The organism is Actinoplanes sp. NPDC051411 (assembly GCF_040682075.1).
GTDB lineage: Bacteria > Actinomycetota > Actinomycetes > Mycobacteriales > Micromonosporaceae > Actinoplanes.
Genome location: NZ_JBFBAD010000021.1, coordinates 14693 through 31871 on the forward strand (window position 1 = coordinate 14693; position 17179 = coordinate 31871).

Sequence of the window (17179 nt, forward strand, 5' to 3'; positions counted from 1 at the left end):
ACCGCCATGCGTGAAGACGAGTTTCCCCATCCCGTGTCCGATCCGGAGGCCGAAGGGCTGCCCGGCACCGCCGACGACGACTCGTCGGCCTGGGACGACGTCGACTCGCCGCGGGTGGCCGACGGCCCCGAGCCGGGAATCCTGCCGCGCGACCGCGAGGACGGGCCGCTGGCGATCGACCGGTACGGTACGACCCCGGAGGAGCAGCGCGTCGGCGAGTCGCTCGACCGCAAGCTCGACCGGGAGGTGCCCGACCCGGCGCTCGAGGGGGCCGCCCCGCGCCCGGACACGGTGCCGTCGCCGATCGCGGCCGAGGCGTTCGACCCGGATCCGTCCGACGACGGCCTGGACCTGGTCGATCAGGGCACCGGGCTGGAGGACGAGGACCCGGTCGACCCTCATCTCGACTCCAAGGTCTCGATGTACGACACCGGCACCGGGGCGGGTGGAGGCACGGTGGGCCGCCTGGTCGAACCGGACGAAGGACTGGGCCCGGACAATGAGCGCGACGCCGTGGCCACCGACGTGGGCGCCTCGGGCGGCGGCGCGAGCGCCGAGGAACTCGCCATGCACCAGCTCCCGGGGGATTAGGCCGCGCATCCGGCTCGCGCCGACCGGGGCGCCGCGGCGTGCGCGGCCCCGGTGAGACGCGCCGGCGGATCAGGTGATCGGTGGCAGGTGCTGAGGGTGGTCCGGCACGTCGCGGAAGAGATCGCCGCGGGCGGCCAGCCGGGGGAGGATCGTACGAATCGTGAAGCCGTCCGGTCGCAGCGACGGGTCGTCGAGCTCGTCCCAGTCGATCGGGGCCGAGACCGGTGCGCCGGGGGCCGGGCGCGGGCTGTACGGGGCGACCAGCGTCTTGTTGATCGCGTTCTGGGTGTAGTCGAGGCGGGCGCGGCCGCCCCGGTCGCTGCCATACCACTTCCAGCTCACGAGGTCGGGCAGCACGGCCCCGACCGTACGGGAAAGGCGTTGCACCCAGGCGCGAGTTTCGTCGAAACCGTAACCACCGATGATCGGAATCCAGATCTGGATGCCGCGGCGTCCGGTGACCTTCGCGCGGGCCGTGACCCCGAGGTGCTCGAACGCGGCCCGGTGCAGCCGGGCCAGCGTGAGGATGTCCTCCCACGGGGTCGAGGTGCCCGGGTCGAGGTCGATCAGCGCGTAGCTCGGGCAGTGCGGGGCCGCCGTGGGTGAGGTCCACGGGTGCCATTCGAGGCCGCCGAAGTTGGCCGCCCAGACCAGCGCGGCCGGCTCGTCGACCACCAGATAGGTCTTCGTCTCGCCGGGGTCGGCCTCCGGATTGTCCCAGCGGGGCAGCCAGGGCGGGGCGTGGTCGGGCACCTCCTTCTGCCAGAAACCCTTGGCCGTCGCGCCGTCGGGATAGCGGTGCAGGTTGAGGGCCCGGCCGGACAGGTAGGGGACCAGGGTCGGCGCGATCGCCTCGGTGTACCGCAGAAACTCGCGCTTGGTGATCGGCTCCTCGCCGGCCCGGCCCGGGAACAGCACCTTGTCGAGGTTCGTGACCCGCACCCGGCGCCCGGCGACCTCCCAGTCCTCAGGCATACGCGCGGGATACCCGGACGGCCGAATTACTACCGTGTAGTTCTCGAGGCTGCGCCGTCGAAATCGGCCTCGTCTTTTTGGCGCGCTTGCTTGGTGTGAGTTCTCAGTGGAACTGGTCCGGTCTCAATGAATCTGCTCCGTCCAGCGGCCTGCGAGGCCCGGTGGCGCGGCTAGCCCCAGCGTCGGGTGCCGGGGATGCGTGGTAGCTCACGCCTCATTCGGTGGGATTGGCCGTTGCCATGGTCGGAGGCTCGGGTGGGTCCGCGGCCGGGAGTAAGACGGTGATGCTGGTGCCGTCTGCGGGGTGTTTGCAGCCGGTCGGGAAGTTGTCGCCGGTGCGGTGGTGGGCGCCGTTCGCGCAGAGCCGTAGCTCGCCGTGCTGGGCGGTGATGATGGCGTCGACGACGGCGAGGCCAAGGCCGGTGCCCGGGGTGCTGCGGGCTGTGTCGGCGCGGGTGAATCGGGCGGTGGCGTGGGTGAGGAAGTCGGGGTCCATGCCGGGTCCGTTGTCGTGGATGCGCAGGTAGGCGGCGTTGCCGGTGCGGCCGGTGGTGATGGTGATGGGTGGGCGGCCGCGGCGGGTGGCGTTGTCGAGCAGGTTGGTGACGACTTGCCGTAGCCGGGTGGTGTCGCCGAGCGCCACGGCCGGTCCGTGATGTTGTGCGTGGGTGTGTGGGTAGCGGGCGGCGGCGTCGGTGGCCAGCGCGCCCAGGTCGACGGTGTCGCCGGGTGCGGGCGGAGGCTGGACGCCGACGGTGAGCAGGGTGTCGGCGAGCTCGCGTAGCCGTTCGGCGTCGCCGGCGACGTTGCGCAGCGTCTCCTCGAGTTCGGCGGTGCTGCGCGGGCGGCGCAGGGCCAGTTCGATTTCGGTGCTGATTAGGGTGAGGGGTGTGCGTAGTTCGTGGCTGGTGTCGTGCACGATCTGCCGTTCCCGGTCAAGGGCACCCTCGAGCGCGGCGAGCATCTGGTTCAGGGTCCGGCCGAGGCGGGTGATCTCGTCGTCGGTGCGCTGCGGGACAGCCAGCCGCAGCCCGGTGGCGCCGCCGGCGATGCGGGCGGCCTCGGTGCGGTAGCGCTCGACGGGGGCGAGCGCGGCCTGGGTGAGCCGGTAGCCGACCAGCGACGCGATCGCGAGGGCGGCGAGGTTGGCCAGAGCGAGCTGGCCGATCAGTTCCCGCAGGGCTTCGTCGCGCTGGTCACGGCGCAGAGCAACGACGGCGACCGAGGCCGGCCCGCTGGTGGGGTGCACCGGGACGGCATACAGGCGCAGGGTGTCGGCGCGGATGGGAAACAACGGACCGCGATCGGCGCGAACCGAGGTCGTGCGGGCGGTGGCGAGCTGAGCGCCGCTGAGCAGTGAGGCGCCCCGGAGCCCGGTGCTGGCGGCCACCGCATGGTTCGCGGCGTCCAGCAGCTGGTATTCGGTGCCGGTGGTGACCGTGGGCGGGCCGCCGCGGCTGACCGAGCTGGTCAGCTGGCCGGCCTGGGCAGCGAGGTCCTCGTTGAGGCGTAGATCGAGGGCATAGCGCACACGTAGGTAGACGAACGCGCCGGCCCCGGTGAGGACGATCAGCATAGCGGTGGCGAACCCGGCGATGAGCCGGACCCGCAGCGGCAGACGGCGTAGCCCGTGAGGGCGGCCGGGAGCGGTCATGGGGTCAGCCGCCGTCGGGTTCGAGGCGGTAGCCGGCTCCGCGCAGGGTGGTGATGGCGTGCCGGGCGAACGGTTTGTCGACTTTGGCGCGCACGCTGGCGATGTAGACGTCGATGACGTTGGAGCGCAGGTCGGTCTCGCCGTCCCAGACCTCGTTCAGGATCTCGTAGCGGGTGACGCACTGCCCGGCGCGGGCCATGAGCAGGGCGAGGATGTCGAATTCGCGGGCGGACAGCTCGATGGCGGTGTCGCCGCGCCAGACTTGCCGGGCGCCCGGGTTCAGGCGCAGGTCACCGGTCTGCAGCACGGTGTCGGCCTGATCGGTGGTGCGCCGGTGCAGGGCCCGCAGCCGGGCGAGCAGTTCGTCGAAGGAGAACGGTTTGCTCAGATAGTCGTCCGCGCCCGCATCCAGCCCGGCGACCCGATCGGGGACCGCGTCGCGGGCGGTGAGCATGAGCACCGGCACGCGCAGGCCCCGCTCACGCAGCTTGCGGCAGACGGTGAGTCCGTCCAGGCCGGGCAGCATCACGTCGAGCACCACCGCGTCGTACTGCTCGACGGTCGCGGCCAGGAGCCCGTCACCGCCGTTGTGTCGCACATCGGTGGTATGGCCGGCCTCGAGCAGGCCCCGCGCGAGCAGGCCGGCCAGCCGTGGCTCGTCCTCGACGACCAACACCCGCATGAAACCTCCCTGCCTACCTCGTCAACTGTGTCGCCGGTCAGTGCATCATGCCTGCTTGTGGGCTTCACGTTCCTTTCACGGTCGGCTCCTACGGTGGACAAAACACGGTGAGATGAGGAGCCGGCTTGGACGGGTTGTGGTTGCTGACGTTCAACCGGTTCGCGCGCCGGCTGCCGGCCGGGCCCGCCGCACCCACAGCGGTGGCGTGCGTAGACCGGCCGACACCGCCGGTAGGCCATCAGCGATGATCACCCTGGGTCTCTCGCTGTCCGCGCTGGCGACCCGGTACGGATATCTCGGCGTGGCGCTGACCGTGTTCGTGGAAGGCTTCGGTGTTCCCGCCCCGGGCGAGACCGCGATCATCGCCGGCGCCGGGGCGGCCGGGCACGGCCGGCTCAACATCGTCGTGGTCGCGCTCGTCGCGTTCGCGGCTGCGGTGTGCGGCGACAGCATCGGTTATCTGATCGGCCGGGCCGGTGGGCGCCCGCTAGTGCTGCGCTACGGCCGCCTCGTCCGGCTGACGCCGCAGCGCTTCGCCCGGGTGGAGGCGTTCATGCACCGGCATGGCGCGAAGGTCGTCGCGGCTGCCCGTTTCGTGGAAGGACTGCGCCAGCTCAACGGCCTCGTAGCCGGCGCTCCTGGCATGTCCTGGCCTCGATTCGTGCTGTTCAACGCCATAGGCGCCGCCCTGTGGGTCGGAGTCTGGTCGACCCTCGGCTACGTCGCGGGCGACCACTGGAACGCCATCACCGCCGTTGTGCACCGCTACGAGCCGTACGTGTTCGCCGGCATCCTGATAGCCGGGCTCGCCCTGATCTGGTGGCGGCTGCGCCATCATCGCCGTCCGACCAGCCAGTTGCCCCAGGACGATCCGCGGCTCTGACCTGCACGCACGGGGATGCGAGGATGAACGACATGCCACCCGCCGATCGAGGGCCACGCTGCGGCGGCGCCCGGCCCGGCCGCCGGCCCAGCCCGTGGTGGTCTCGCCGGTGAACGAACCGGTGGTCTCACGGCGGCGGATGTGGCCGTTGTACGCGGCCGGGTTCACGACCGCGTTCGGCGCCCACGCGATCGCCGCCAACCTCGGCGGCCTCGCTCCCGGGGCGGTCACCTCCCTGCTCGTGCTCGGCGGTCTGCTCGCGTTGTACGACGGTGCCGAAGTCCTGTTGAAGCCGGTCTTCGGCGCCCTGGCCGACCGGATCGGTGCCCGTCCGGTGCTGCTCGGCGGGCTCGTCGCGTTCGCGCTGGCCTCGGCGGTGTACGCAGTCGCCGACAGCCCTGGCTGGCTGTGGGCCGCCCGGCTCGGGCAGGGCGCCGCCGCGTCCGCGTTCTCCCCGGCGGCGTCCGCGATGGTGGCCCGGCTGAACCCGGCCGCCCGACGCGGCCGGGCGTTCGGCTCGTACGGCTTCTTCAAGTCCCTCGGCTACACCTTCGGCCCGCTCCTGGGTGGCTTACTCGTCTGGGCCGGCGGCCTGCGCCTGCTGTTCGTCGTGCTCGCCGTGCTCGCCGCCTCGGTCGCGGCCGCGGCGCTGCAGGTGCCGGTCGTGCCGCCGCTGCCCAAGACCCGGCAGACCGTGCTCGACCTGGCTCGCCGGCTCACCGACCCGGTCTTCCTCGGCCCGACGGCCGCTCTGGCCGCGGCCACCGCGGCGCTGTCGGTCGGCGTGGGTTTCCTGCCCGTCTCCGGACGCGCGGCCGGGCTGGGCCCGATCGCTACGGGCGCCGCTGTGTCCGTGTTAGCGGCCTGCGCCGCGCTGGTGCAGCCGCGCGCCGGACGGGCGCTGGACGAGGGCCGGATCACCACTCGCACCGGACTCACCGTGGGATTGGCGGTCACCGCGGCGGGGCTGGGCGCGGCGATGCTGCCCGGTCTGGCCGGCGTTCTCGCGGCGGCGGCGGTGATCGGCGCGGGCACCGGACTGATCACGCCGCTCGGCTTCGCGGCGCTGGCGGCGAGCACACCGGCGGAGCGCATCGGTCAGACCATGGGCGCGGCCGAGCTGGGCCGCGAGCTTGGTGATGCCGGAGGGCCGCTGCTGGTGGCAGCGGTGGCGTCGCTGGCCGGTCTGGCGTACGGCTTCGGCGCCCTCGCGATTTTGATCGCTGCGGGCACCGCCCTGGCCGTCGCCCGCCGCCGGATCACCGCCTCGAACCCCTCGAGCTGATACCGCGGCCCGGTTCGGGTGGGTGACGGCTTCATGTGCCTTTCATGGCCGATCTTTAGCTTGGCTGCTCATGAACGATGTGCTGGCGGTCGACGCGGTCGGCCTCACGAAAACCTACGGCGCGCTCACCGCGGTCGACCGGCTCAGTCTTCAGGTCGCCCAGGGTGAGGTGTACGGGGTGCTCGGCCCGAACGGGGCCGGCAAGACCACCTTTCTACGGATGCTGTTCGGGCTGATCCGGCCCGACTCGGGCACCCTGCGCATCCTCGGCCGCACCTGGCAGCGCGACGGCGTGCGGGCGCTGGACGGCGTCGCCGGGTTCATCGAGAGCCCGAAGTTCTACCCCGGCCTGACCGGTCGCAAGAACCTGCAGTTGCTGGCCGGGCTCGATGGCGGGGCCAGCCGGACCCGGATCGACGAGGTTCTGGAGACCGTCGACCTGCGTGAGCGGGCCAGTGACAAGGTGGGTGGCTACTCGTTTGGTATGCGCCAGCGTCTCGGTGTGGCCGCCTCTTTGCTGCGCGACCCGCGGTTGCTGGTGCTCGACGAGCCGGCCAACGGCCTCGACCCGGCCGGCATCCGCGACATGCGCGCCCTGGTCAAGCGCCTCGCCGCCAGCGGGCTGACCGTGCTGCTGTCCAGCCATGACATGGGCGAGGTCGAGGAGATCTGCGATGACGTCACGATCATGCGTACCGGCGCCGTGGTCTACCACGGCTCCATCGCCGCGCTGCGCGCGAAGGCACCGGAGCAGGCCCACGAGATCCAGACCACCGACGACGACCGGGTCGCGCTGCTCGCCGCGGGGCGCCGGCTCGAGGTCACCCGGATCGGCGACGGCCTGGGCGTGCGTGGCCCTCAGCTCGAGACCGACGCGCTGGTCGCCGAGGTGATCGGTGAAGGCATCGCGCTACGCACCCTGGCGCGCCGGGAGACACCGCTCGAGGCGCTGTTCTTCATGCTCACCGAACCGGGCACCGACGCGCCCGCCCACGAACTCGTCACCACCGGAGCCGCCCGATGACGCTGACCACCACACCCGAACGCGCCCGCACCGCGTCCGCGGCCACCACGGCCCGGCGGCCTGGCCTGGGCGCCGCTCTGCGCTGGGAAATCGTCAAGCTCGCCGCCCAGATCCGCAGCCGGGCCCTGCTCGCCGCCGCCCTGATCATCCCCATCGCCGTGGTCCTCGTGCTCAACGGCCAGGAGCAGCCGCCGTCGGACACGATTTACGGCAAGCTCATCCATCTGAGCGGGTACGCGATGCCGCTGCTCATGCTGGCCTTCGCCGCTCAATGGGTGTTGCCGCTGCTCGCCGCGGTCGTGGCCGGCGACATCTTCGCCATGGAGGACCAGCACGGCACCTGGAAGACGCTGCTGACCCGCTCGGTCAGCCGCAGCCAGATCTTCTGGGCCAAGACGCTCACCGCGCTCGGCTACAACCTGCTGCTGCTCGCTGTATTCGCCGCGAGCACCATCGTCTCCAGTTTGCTGATCATCGGTCACCAGCCACTGACCGGCCTGTCCGGGCAGACCATCGCCTCCGGCCACGCCCTGCGGCTGGTCATCGCGGCCTGGGCCACCGCGATCCCGCCGATCATCGGGTTCACCGCGCTGACGCTGCTGCTGTCCGTGCGGACGAAGAACCCGGCCTTCGGCATCGCCGCCCCGGTCGTGCTCGGCTTCGCCATGCAACTGCTGGGCAGCGTCTCCGGGCTCGACCTGACCCGCAAGCTGCTGCTCACCACCCCGTTCGAGGCGTGGCACGGCCTGTTCGCCCAGCACCCGTTCACCGGACCCCTGCTCACCGGGCTGGCCGTCAGCGCCGGCTGGACCCTCATCTGCCTGACCGCCGCGTACGTGTCCGTGCGCCGCCGCGACATCACCGGAGGCTGACCATGCGCCCGATCGTCACCCGTACCGCCACCGTGCTCGCCGTCGGCGCCGTCATCGCCGCCACCGTCGCCGCCGGCCACCCCGAGATCACCCGGGCCGACCTGGAAAAGGCGCTCGTGCCGACCTTCGCCAACCTGTACGTCCAGCAGTCCCACATCCTCGGCATCCCCGGGATCACCCCGACCACGATCGGCGCCACCACCAGCTGCGACAAAGGCGGACCCAAGGTCGCCGACACCGGCGCCGGACCCAACTGGATCTGCCTGATGAACTTCACCGACAACCAGGGCAAACACCAAGACGGCGCCAAGTTCGAGGTCACCGTCCACACCGACGCCACCTACGTCGCCGGCGGACCCTCCAAAACCACCGGACTGGCCACCATCACCGACACCCACGGCCACGACGTCCCCAACCCCGTCTTCGAATTCGACGGCGTCATCGAAATCAGCAAATAACTGTTCGCATGGGCGGTGCGGTCAAGCCGGCAGACGCCGCTTGCGCAGCCGCGCCACGATGTCGGATCGGCTACACGGCATCGGACGCCGCGGGGACGACGATCGCGTTGTCGCTGTAGCCGTGCGTTCTCAGCGGTCGGTGGTCATCTTGACCGGCGCCAGGTGAGGAGTTCGTACCGCACACCTTCACGCGTGGTCGGGCCGGTGTTGTCGAGGTGGAACCCGGCGGCGTGCGCGACGGCGCTGCTGGCGGTGTTTTCCGCTGGTATTCGGAGCAGGATTCGGGTCATCCCGAGGGTGCGCAGGCCACGGCGGGGCCCCCGGCGCGGACCCAGGCGGCGATGTCGTCGGTGGCGTCGGCGTCGTTGACCAGGCCGAGCCAGACCGGCCGCCCTCCGGCGGCGCGTCCGGCGGCCGATGGTTGGACGACGATGACGTTGGCCTGGGAGCAGGCGTCCAGGCAGCCGCTGACGCGGACCTGCGCCGCCGCCCCGGCCAACGACTGACGCAGCGCCGCCAGCTGGGCGTCATGCCCCGTGCCCGGCGCCCGCGGCGTGCCGCACAGTCCGCCGCGGCACACGGTCAGGGTGCAGCCCGCCGCCGAGCCACCGGCTGCCGGGGCAGGTTCGGGCCGCCGTGCTCGGCGGCTCATGCGGCCTGCTCGCCCTGGGCGCGGCGCCAGGACCGGCCGGAGAGCAGCCGCAGCCCGTTGAGGCCGACGATCACGGTCGAGCCTTCGTGGCCGGCTACGCCCAGCGGCAGCGGGAGGTGGCCGAACAGGTCCCAGGCGACCAGCGCGGTGATGAACGTGGCCGCGATGACCAGGTTGGCCACGACCAGCCGGCGAGCCCGCACGGACAGGCCGATCACGGCCGGCAGGGCGGTCAGGTCGTCGCGGACCAGGACCGCGTCGGCGGACTGCAACGCCAGATCCGAGCCGGGCGAGCCCATCGCCACGCCGAGATCGGCCGCGGCCAGCGCGGGAGCATCGTTGACGCCGTCACCGACCAGCAGCACCCGGCGCCCGGCGGCCTGCAACGCGCGGACCCGGTCGACCTTGTCGGCCGGCAGCAGGCCGGCGTGCACCTCTCTGATACCGGCCTCCCCGGCGAGCCGGACGGCGGCGCCCCGGTTGTCACCGGTCAGCAGCACCGGAGTCGCCCCGGTCAGCGCGGTCAAGTCGGCGACTGTTCCGGCGGCGGCGGGACGGATCCGGTCGGCCAGCGCGAGCACCCCCGCAGGGACACGGTCCACCACGACCACCACCGCGGTCCGACCGGCCGCCTGCGCGGCCTCGACCACAGCGCGCACCTGCCCGCTCGCCGGTCCGGCCGATGCATGGCCGAGCAGGGCCGGGCTGCCAACCTCGACGACATGGCCGTCGACGACAGCGCGCACGCCCCGTCCCGGGGCCGACGAGAAATGCTGCCCGGCGTCGACGTCGACGCCGTGGTCATGGGCACTGGCAAGCACGGCGACGGCGATCGGGTGCTCGCTCGGGCGTTCCGCTGCGGCGGCCAGGCGCAGCAGGCGGCGCTCGTCCGCGACCTGCTGCCCGGCCGCGAGGTGGATCTCGGCGATCCGGGGGGCGCCTTCGGTGAGGGTGCCGGTCTTGTCGAACGCGACCACGCTGGTGTCGGCGAGCTGTTCCATGACGACGGCCGACTTGACCAGCACGCCGTTGCGGCCGGCGACCGCGATCGCGGACAGCAGCGGCGGCATGGTGGCCAGCACGACCGCGCACGGCGAGGCCACGATCATGAACGTCATCGCCCGCAACAGCGTGGACTGCAGATCGGCACCGAACGCCAACGGAATCGCAAAGAGCGCCAGGGTGGCGGCCACGACGCCGATCGAGTAGCGCTGCTCGACCTTCTCGATGAACAGCTGGGTTTTCGCCTTGGTCGCCGACGCCTGCTCGACCAGCACGACGATCCGGGCGATCACCGACTCCGCGGGCTCGCGGTGCACCCGGGCGACCAGGGTGCCGGTGCTGTTGAGCGTCCCGGCGAACACCTCGTCACCGGGTTTTTTGGCGACCGGCAGCGGCTCGCCGGTGATCGTGGCCTGGTCGACGTCGCTGGCGCCGTCGACGACGATCGCGTCGGCGCCGATGCGTTCGCCGGGCCGGATCCCGATCAGGTCATCGACGTGCAGGTCGGCGGTGTCGACCTCGGTCTCGCTGCCGTCGGCGTCGAGGCGGGCGGCGCGTTCCGGGGCGAGGTCGAGCAGGGCGCGCACCGAGTCGGCGGTGCGGGCAGTGGCGAAAGCCTCCAGGGCGCCGGAGGTCACGAAGATGACGATCAGCAACGCGCCGTCGAAGACCTGACCGATCGCGGCGGCGCCGATGGCCGCCACGATCATCAGCAGATCGACGTCCAGGGTCCGCTCGCGCAGCGCCTTCAGCCCCGCCAGCGCCGGCTCCCAGCCGCCCGCCGCATACGCGGCCAGGTGGAACGTCCACCACACCGGCGCCGGCAACCCGAGCAGCTGCGCGAGCCCACCGACCGCGAACAACACGGTCGCCCCGGCCGCCCAGCGCACCTCCGCGAGCGCCCACAACCGGACAGTCAGCCGTTTCGCCGCTACCGGGGCAACCGGCGCCGAGGGCCGCGTCAGAGTCGAGATCACGTAGCCACCATACATGCGTACTCACGAAGGTATGCAGTCAGCCAAGCAGATGAATGCGCTGGTTCGGTTACGATGGTGCCGTGCACAACACGCTGCCGGACTTCCAGATGCCGAACGAGGAGCAGGTCCACCTCGCCGCCGAGGGCTTCCGGCTGCTCGCCGACCCGACGCGGATCAAGATCCTCTGGGCGCTGCTGCAAGGTGAGTCGTCGGTCGCGTGCCTGGCCGAACTCGTCGGGGCAGCCCCGACCGCGGTCAGCCAGCACCTGGCCAAGTTGCGTCTGGCCGGCCTGGTCCGCGGCCGCCGGGAGGGCACCTTCGTGCACTACTCCGCGGCCGACGCGCACGTGCGGGCGTTGCTGGGCGAGGCGCTGTTCCACGCCGATCACACCGACCGTGACCTGCCCGACCACGCCGACAGCGAAGAGACACACCAACATCTCCCCGCATAGCGGGTCGCGCTCTGCCCAGCTCGGGCCGGCGGCTCGGCGCGCACCGCGATCCGCGTGCGCACCTCGCCCATCCCGGACCCAGCCAGCTGTTCCAACGCGGGGACCCGCTCTGCCGCTGGGCCGGCGTCCCCCGAACGACCCCGGCTATTGGTGGCGCGACTACGGAACCGAACCCGACAGAGCATCTACTTCCGGCTTAGGAACGACCCGAATTTCGCAGCGGTCCACCCCAGAAAAAGATCAGATTCAGTGAGACCCGTCAGCCCGAAACCATCTCAGTCAAAGTGATCCGCCGCAGGCCAACGACCCGTACCCGGATCAGAGCTCTTGAGAACCGACAACAATACGGAAGCCGCCGCTGGCGCGAACCGGCTGTGCAAGTGTCCTGTGACAGTCGACCTTCCTCTTTGCCACTGAATCTTGCTCAAGCTCGGCTTGTTGCCACTACGGTTTGCTCGGTCGGGGGCTAGGTTGTCCTGTCACACTCTGCTCGACGGGTCTGTAGTGTGCGCCAATGACAAGAAGCGAGCGGCTCGCGGAGCAGTTGGACTGGTACTGGCGCGAGAACCTGCGGCCGCGGCTGGACGGTCTTACTGACGAGGAGTACTTCTGGGAGCCGGTGCGCGGCTGCTGGAGCATCCGCCCACATGGCACGTCGGCCGCTCCGATGTCGGCAGGTTCGGGGGAATGGACGGTGGACTTCGCGTCCCCTGCCCCGGTGCCGGCACCGGTGACCACGATTGCCTGGCGGCTGGCGCACATCATCGTCTCGTGCCTGGGCTATCGGGTCGGGTGGTACTTCGGCGGCCAGGAAGTCGACGCTGAGACATTCGCCTACGCGGGGACCGCTGACGAGGCGCTGAAACAGCTCGATGAGATGTATGGGCGATGGAACGCGGGGGTCCGCGAGCTCTCGGACGCTGACCTGGACAATCCGCCCACGGTGGGTCCCGAGCGGTTTCCCATGGAGAACAGGGTCCTGCACGTCAACAGGGAGCTGATCCATCACGGCGCCGAGATTTCCCTGCTGCGCGACCTCTACCGCTGGCAGGACGGAGCCACACCGCACCGAATATGATTTTCGGTAACCGGCGATCGAGCTTCGGAAACCTACGTGGACTCCGTGGAGCTCCATGGCTGCTGCCGCCGAGAGGCCTCACGAGTTTTAACCATCAAACTCGCCGCAGCAGCACTCGCCAGCATCCTCACCGTCCAGCAAGATCCACTGGCGAAAGCTCTCCGCATCTCCGAACGGCGTCACCCGCGGTTCACGGCCACTTCGCCACTCAAGATTCCTGGTCGCAGGTCAGAGCGACCGCGTCAGGGACCACTCGGTGACACGGGACACCAAGACCCGGTGCGGCCCTTGGCGAGCGGTCGTTTAGCGGCCCTTTTGCTGGTGATACACACTCGGGTAGACATCGGCGACGCGGCGGTGAGGACGAGTGATCACGATGGCGATCAACAGCCGGTTACGAGCGGGCCGTTTCATCGGCGCTGCGGTGTCGACGGCCACGGGGCTGGCCACGCTGCTGCTGGCAGCCGCTCCCGCCGCGGCCGCTACGGTCAGCATTCACGACGACTCGCACGTCCTGGACGTCACGCGGGTGCAGAACGCGGCTGCGACGCTGCCCGACCCGGTGGAGATCTACACCACGACCAAGGACGCCGATGACAAGGCTGCCTTCGACCGTGAGACCCAGTCGAAGGTGACGGGGCCCACCGTCGTCGTGATCGCCGTCAACACCCAGTCGCACCACCTCGCGATCCGTACGGGAGCCAGGTCTCGCGTCACCCAGCAGGCCGCGGCCGCCGCCACCCAGGCTTTCATCGACACTTATCACAGCAGCCCGGACTACACCGCGGCCACCCTTGCGGCCCTCGACTCGATGCGCGCCAGCATCCAGGCCGTCGCACCACGGCAGAACACGGCATCCCGGCACACGACGTCGCACTCCGCAACCGGGGTGTCGATCGGCGGAGTGATCTGCCTGCTGGTCGTGGCCGGTGCGGTGATCGCGATCCTGGCCCGGCGGCGCGGTCGGCTGCGCCCGCCGTCCGGCCCGATCGGCGGGTTCGGCGCCATGAACGACGGCTTCGCCGCACCGGGTTACGGGCCGCCCCAGGGCTACGGACCCGGCTATCAACCTGGCTATCAGCCCGGGTACGGGCCCGGGTACGGGCCCGGCTACGGCCAGGTGGGCCGGCCCGGCGTGAGCCCCTGGGTTGCCGGCGGTGTGGGCGCGGTGGGCGGCGGTCTGCTCGGCTACGAACTCGCCCGGGAGCAGGACCGCGAGCGCGAGGAGCGTGAATTTCAAGAGCGCGAGCAAGACGACCGTGCCGAGCAGGGCTACGACTACGGCGGCGGAGGCGCGGACGGCGACTTCGGCGGCGATGGCGGCGACATCGGCGGCGACAACAACAACGGCGACTTCTGACTGCACGCCGATCCGAGTCAGGTACCCGGATCTGGCCGCCGGGCGTGCGCGGCCCTGACCGATGAGTTTCGGGCCCGGCGCCGGTCTGTCCCACCGGACGACCCGACGTTGAAAGGAACCGCATCATGGCCAAGGTCATCTCCACGCTGTTCATCTCGGCCGACGGGGTTGCCGAGATCGACCTCGACTGGCATTTTCCCTACTTCGACGACAACATGGGCCGCGCGGTGAGTGAGGACTACGACACCTCGGACGTGCTGCTCATCGGCCGGGTGACCTACGACAGCTTCGCGGGCGCGTGGCCGGGCCGGGAGGCCGCCGGCGGGGACGACGCGGCTTTCGCGAAACAGCTGGGCGACGTACGGAAAGTTGTGGTTTCGCGGCAGCCGCTGGAGTTCACCTGGCGAAATTCGGAGCTGCTCGACGGCGATCTCGCTCCGGCGGTGGCTGCGCTGAAGGCCGACGCGGGCATCAGGGGGATCCTCGTTCCCGGCTCGATCTCGGTGGTGCAGCAGCTGCTGGCGGCCGGCCTGATCGACGAGCTGCGTCTGCTGGTCCATCCGGTGGCGGCGCGGAAGGGCCGCCGGCTCTTCGATGACGGCGACGCCCCCTTGCACCTGACGGTGACCGCGACCGAGGTCTTCCCGACGGGCGTGATCCGGGTGATCTACGCGCCGGCCGAGACGCCGGCCAAGGTCGGCTACGACGAGGTCAGAGGCAAGGTTCCCGAGGGAAACTAGACCCACCAGGTGTAGATCGTTAGCTTCAAGTTCCGGCCGCTGCCGGCCTGACGCCGTGCATTGCCGACATGCCCTATGCCGAACGCCGCGTTGGGGCCTCGAGGAATCGTCTGCTGAGCCAGCGCCGGCCCGCAGAAACGTGGCGGCGGCTCCGGGCAGTGGGGCTCCCGCCATCGCCATGAACCGGCTGCCGGTACGGATGATGATCGGATCGGCGTGGGTGGCCAGGGCACGCCCGTCCGGGCCGGTCGACTGGAGGCGTCGCTTACCCGGGCGGTGATCCCGGAACCGTGCTGGTTCGGGAGACCCCGAAACGGGGGAAGCGCAGCACGACCGGGTCGCAGTAGCGGCGGCCCGCGTCGTGCCCGTCGCGTGGGAAGTCCGGTGCGGCGATGTGGACGATGAGGTCGTAGTGGTCCGGCGGCAGGCGCAGGTCAACGGCGTACCGGTGCAGCCGCGGATGCCAGCGGAAGCCGCACTGCCCGGCCGCGAGCGTGCGTCCGTCCTTCTCCGCGCGAAGGTGGGCCGTGAGCCCGGGTACGAAGCGACCGTCGTGGGCATCCGCCACCGCCACGTCGAACCGGACGGTGTGAAACGGCGCTGCCTCGCGCCAGCCGAGGCCCGCCGGGCCGGTCTCGTAGTAGCCGGTCGGCCGGTCGTGAGCGATCGCGACCAGGAAATCTCCGGCGTAGCGAAGCGCGGCACCGGTGTTGGCCAGTTCGAGCACCGACTTGCCGTAGGAGTCGATCTTCCCGTAGGAGTCGATCGCCGTGTCGGTCTGCATGGTGGACCTCTCGTCGTCCCGCTAAAGGGGCGGCGTGTACCCCCGCCCGCGTCATCCATGCGCGCGCCGTCGGCGGGAGATGCACGCAGATGGAAACGGACGTGACAACCATGCCGAACCGTTTACGCGGCCGCTCCATGGGTAGACGACCGCCTCGTTGACCCGCCCCATGACACCCCGAAGGACACTCGTGAGCCAGGACCAATACGGCCGGCAGGACCCGCAGAGCCAGTTCCAGTCGCCGGAGCAGCAGCAGAGCGACCAGATCCCGCACCCCGGCGTCACCGGACAGATGGACGACCAGCCGGATCATGGTGAGGAGAGTTACCGCGGCAGCGGGCGGCTGACCGGCAAGAAGGCGGTCGTCACCGGCGGTGACTCAGGCATCGGCCGGGCAGTGGCGATCGCGTTCGCCCGTGAGGGGGCGGACGTACTCATCGCCTACCTGCCGGAGGAGGAAGAAGACGCCCGCACCACCGCGCAACTCGTCGAGAAGGCCGGGCGCAAGGCGGTCTCCGTGCCGGGCGACATTCGCGACGAGAGTCATTGTGCCTCGATCGTCGAGCGGGCGGTCAGCGAACTCGGCGGCATCGACGTCCTGGTCAACAACGCGGCCTACCAGATGGCTCAGCCGGGCGGCATCAGCGATATCACCACCGAGCAGTTCGACCGGGTCATGAAGACCAACCTGTACGCCATGTTCTGGCTGAGCAGGGCGGCAGTCCCTCACATGCGGCCGGGCTCCACGATCATCAACACCGCTTCGATCCAGGCGTACCAGTCGTCGCCCGAGCTCCTCGACTACGCCACCACCAAGGCGGGCATCGTCGCGTTCACCAAGGCTCTCGGCGCTGGCTTGGCCGAGAAGGGCATTCGGGTCAACGCGGTGGCGCCCGGTCCGATCTGGACACCGCTCATCCCGGCGACCATGGGAGACGACAAGGTCGAGTCGTTCGGCGAGGACACTCCGCTGGGCCGAGCCGGCCAGCCGGCCGAACTGGCTCCCGCGTACGTATTCTTCGCCTCCCAAGAGTCCAGCTATGTCACCGGAGAGGTGCTCGGCGTGACCGGCGGGCAGCCGCTGTCCTGAACCGGCGAGGCGCCGCCGGCGCCCCGGCCTCGCGCAGCGGTGGGCCGGCGGGACAACTCATGTCAGATCGAGCGCGCCGCCGAGCGCCGCGGCGAGGACTGCGGCCCGCGCGTTTGGCGCGGCACCGGTCGGGAACTCGCCGGGAGTCAGATCGCCGGGAGTCAGATCGCCGGGGCATGAGGCCGTCTGCGCGCCTTGCGCTGCCAGCGGCGGATGCGGACTAAGTTGTCTCTGGGGGATTTTCCGCAAGGCCGGCGAACTGCAGGACACGCATTATGGCCACGGGCGCCCGAACGATCAGCAGGCGGCAGTCCAGCTGCGCGGCGTCGGCCCGGCAGAGCCGCAATCCGTGCAGCCCGGCGGCATCGAGGAGGGTGGCGCCGGCGAGGTCGATGTCGATGCGGGCCGGTCGATGGCGACGTAAGGCGTCGATGATGCTGCAGTGAACCGTACGGACGCGCTGGGCGTCCACCGTTCCGCTCAGTACCAGGCGCACCGTGCCTTCAGCCGGATTCGCGGTATCGGTGACGACGGCTGCGGATGCAGAGTTGTAGGGCATGGGGACCCTCCACAATCGGGACGGTGCGCCCTCGCTGCTGAAGGTTCGCAGAGGAGGATAT

At 70.6% G+C, this 17179-nt stretch carries 19 protein-coding genes; 11 read left to right on the plus strand and 8 right to left on the minus strand.

Features of this window, described 5'->3' with window-relative positions:
* Positions 1-6: 6 nt before the first annotated feature.
* Positions 7-591, plus strand: a complete 585-nt coding sequence (locus AB0M88_RS14125) for a DUF5709 domain-containing protein (protein WP_364100610.1) — start codon at positions 7-9, stop codon at positions 589-591.
* A gap of 69 nt (positions 592-660) precedes the next feature.
* On the opposite strand, the gene AB0M88_RS14130 is transcribed toward AB0M88_RS14125, so the two are convergent.
* The 3 genes from AB0M88_RS14130 to AB0M88_RS14140 all read right to left on the minus strand — a co-directional run bounded on the left by AB0M88_RS14130 (position 661) and on the right by AB0M88_RS14140 (position 3902).
* Positions 661-1566: a hypothetical protein gene (locus AB0M88_RS14130; protein ID WP_364100612.1), complete on the minus strand. Its 906-nt coding sequence runs from the start codon at positions 1564-1566 to the stop codon at positions 661-663.
* A gap of 214 nt (positions 1567-1780) precedes the next feature.
* Positions 1781-3220 (minus strand): HAMP domain-containing sensor histidine kinase, encoded by a 1440-nt coding sequence (locus AB0M88_RS14135; RefSeq protein ID WP_364100615.1) that lies wholly within the window; start codon positions 3218-3220, stop codon positions 1781-1783.
* 4 nt (positions 3221-3224) lie between these two features.
* Complete coding sequence (locus tag AB0M88_RS14140; RefSeq protein WP_364100618.1) at positions 3225-3902, minus strand: response regulator transcription factor; 678 nt, start codon at positions 3900-3902, stop codon at positions 3225-3227.
* Positions 3903-4146: 244 nt separating this feature from the next.
* Between AB0M88_RS14140 and AB0M88_RS14145 the strand changes: the two genes are divergently transcribed.
* From AB0M88_RS14145 to AB0M88_RS14165, 5 genes are all read left to right on the plus strand, one after another.
* Complete coding sequence (locus AB0M88_RS14145) at positions 4147-4785, plus strand: DedA family protein (RefSeq protein WP_364100621.1); 639 nt, start codon at positions 4147-4149, stop codon at positions 4783-4785.
* A gap of 109 nt (positions 4786-4894) precedes the next feature.
* The gene (locus AB0M88_RS14150) at positions 4895-6070 is read left to right on the plus strand and encodes an MFS transporter (RefSeq protein WP_364100624.1); all 1176 of its coding nucleotides are present in this window, start codon (positions 4895-4897) and stop codon (positions 6068-6070) included.
* A gap of 70 nt (positions 6071-6140) precedes the next feature.
* A complete protein-coding gene (locus AB0M88_RS14155; RefSeq protein ID WP_364100627.1) occupies positions 6141-7094 on the plus strand; it encodes an ABC transporter ATP-binding protein in 954 nt (317 codons plus the stop codon).
* A complete protein-coding gene (locus AB0M88_RS14160) occupies positions 7091-7966 on the plus strand; it encodes an ABC transporter permease (protein ID WP_364100630.1) in 876 nt (291 codons plus the stop codon). Before AB0M88_RS14155 ends, AB0M88_RS14160 begins: the two co-directional genes overlap by 4 nt.
* A 2-nt stretch (positions 7967-7968) precedes the next feature.
* Positions 7969-8424, plus strand: coding sequence for a hypothetical protein (locus AB0M88_RS14165; protein ID WP_364100633.1), 456 nt, complete (start codon positions 7969-7971; stop codon positions 8422-8424).
* 143 nt (positions 8425-8567) lie between these two features.
* On the opposite strand, the gene AB0M88_RS14170 is transcribed toward AB0M88_RS14165, so the two are convergent.
* The 3 genes from AB0M88_RS14170 to AB0M88_RS14180 are packed head-to-tail and all read right to left on the minus strand — an operon-like array spanning position 8568 to position 11043.
* Positions 8568-8714 carry a hypothetical protein gene (locus AB0M88_RS14170; protein ID WP_364100635.1) on the minus strand — a complete coding sequence of 49 codons (147 nt, stop codon included), beginning with the start codon at positions 8712-8714 and terminating at the stop codon, positions 8568-8570.
* Positions 8711-9076, minus strand: a complete 366-nt coding sequence (locus tag AB0M88_RS14175; RefSeq protein ID WP_364100638.1) for a (2Fe-2S) ferredoxin domain-containing protein — start codon at positions 9074-9076, stop codon at positions 8711-8713. Before AB0M88_RS14175 ends, AB0M88_RS14170 begins: the two co-directional genes overlap by 4 nt.
* Positions 9073-11043 (minus strand): heavy metal translocating P-type ATPase, encoded by a 1971-nt coding sequence (locus AB0M88_RS14180; RefSeq protein WP_364100815.1) that lies wholly within the window; start codon positions 11041-11043, stop codon positions 9073-9075. Before AB0M88_RS14180 ends, AB0M88_RS14175 begins: the two co-directional genes overlap by 4 nt.
* 119 nt (positions 11044-11162) lie before the next feature.
* Here AB0M88_RS14180 and AB0M88_RS14185 point away from each other — a divergent pair, with 119 nt between their 5' ends.
* From AB0M88_RS14185 to AB0M88_RS14200, 4 genes are all read left to right on the plus strand, one after another.
* Positions 11163-11507 carry a metalloregulator ArsR/SmtB family transcription factor gene (locus AB0M88_RS14185; RefSeq protein ID WP_364100818.1) on the plus strand — a complete coding sequence of 115 codons (345 nt, stop codon included), beginning with the start codon at positions 11163-11165 and terminating at the stop codon, positions 11505-11507.
* Positions 11508-12021: 514 nt separating this feature from the next.
* Positions 12022-12585 (plus strand): DinB family protein, encoded by a 564-nt coding sequence (locus tag AB0M88_RS14190; RefSeq protein WP_364100641.1) that lies wholly within the window; start codon positions 12022-12024, stop codon positions 12583-12585.
* A 424-nt stretch (positions 12586-13009) separates the two neighbouring features.
* Complete coding sequence (locus tag AB0M88_RS14195; protein WP_364100644.1) at positions 13010-13945, plus strand: hypothetical protein; 936 nt, start codon at positions 13010-13012, stop codon at positions 13943-13945.
* A 125-nt stretch (positions 13946-14070) separates the two neighbouring features.
* Complete coding sequence (locus tag AB0M88_RS14200; RefSeq protein WP_364100647.1) at positions 14071-14685, plus strand: dihydrofolate reductase family protein; 615 nt, start codon at positions 14071-14073, stop codon at positions 14683-14685.
* A 265-nt stretch (positions 14686-14950) separates the two neighbouring features.
* Here AB0M88_RS14200 and AB0M88_RS14205 read toward each other — a convergent pair whose 3' ends face one another.
* Positions 14951-15469, minus strand: coding sequence for a hypothetical protein (locus AB0M88_RS14205; protein ID WP_364100650.1), 519 nt, complete (start codon positions 15467-15469; stop codon positions 14951-14953).
* Between the two features lie 190 nt (positions 15470-15659).
* On the opposite strand from AB0M88_RS14205, the gene AB0M88_RS14210 reads away from it, so the two are divergent.
* Positions 15660-16559: an SDR family oxidoreductase gene (locus AB0M88_RS14210; RefSeq protein WP_364100653.1), complete on the plus strand. Its 900-nt coding sequence runs from the start codon at positions 15660-15662 to the stop codon at positions 16557-16559.
* Between the two features lie 220 nt (positions 16560-16779).
* Here the strand turns inward: AB0M88_RS14210 and AB0M88_RS14215 are convergent, their stop codons facing one another.
* A complete protein-coding gene (locus AB0M88_RS14215) occupies positions 16780-17118 on the minus strand; it encodes an STAS domain-containing protein (protein ID WP_364100656.1) in 339 nt (112 codons plus the stop codon).
* Between the last annotated feature and the right edge of the window lie 61 nt (positions 17119-17179).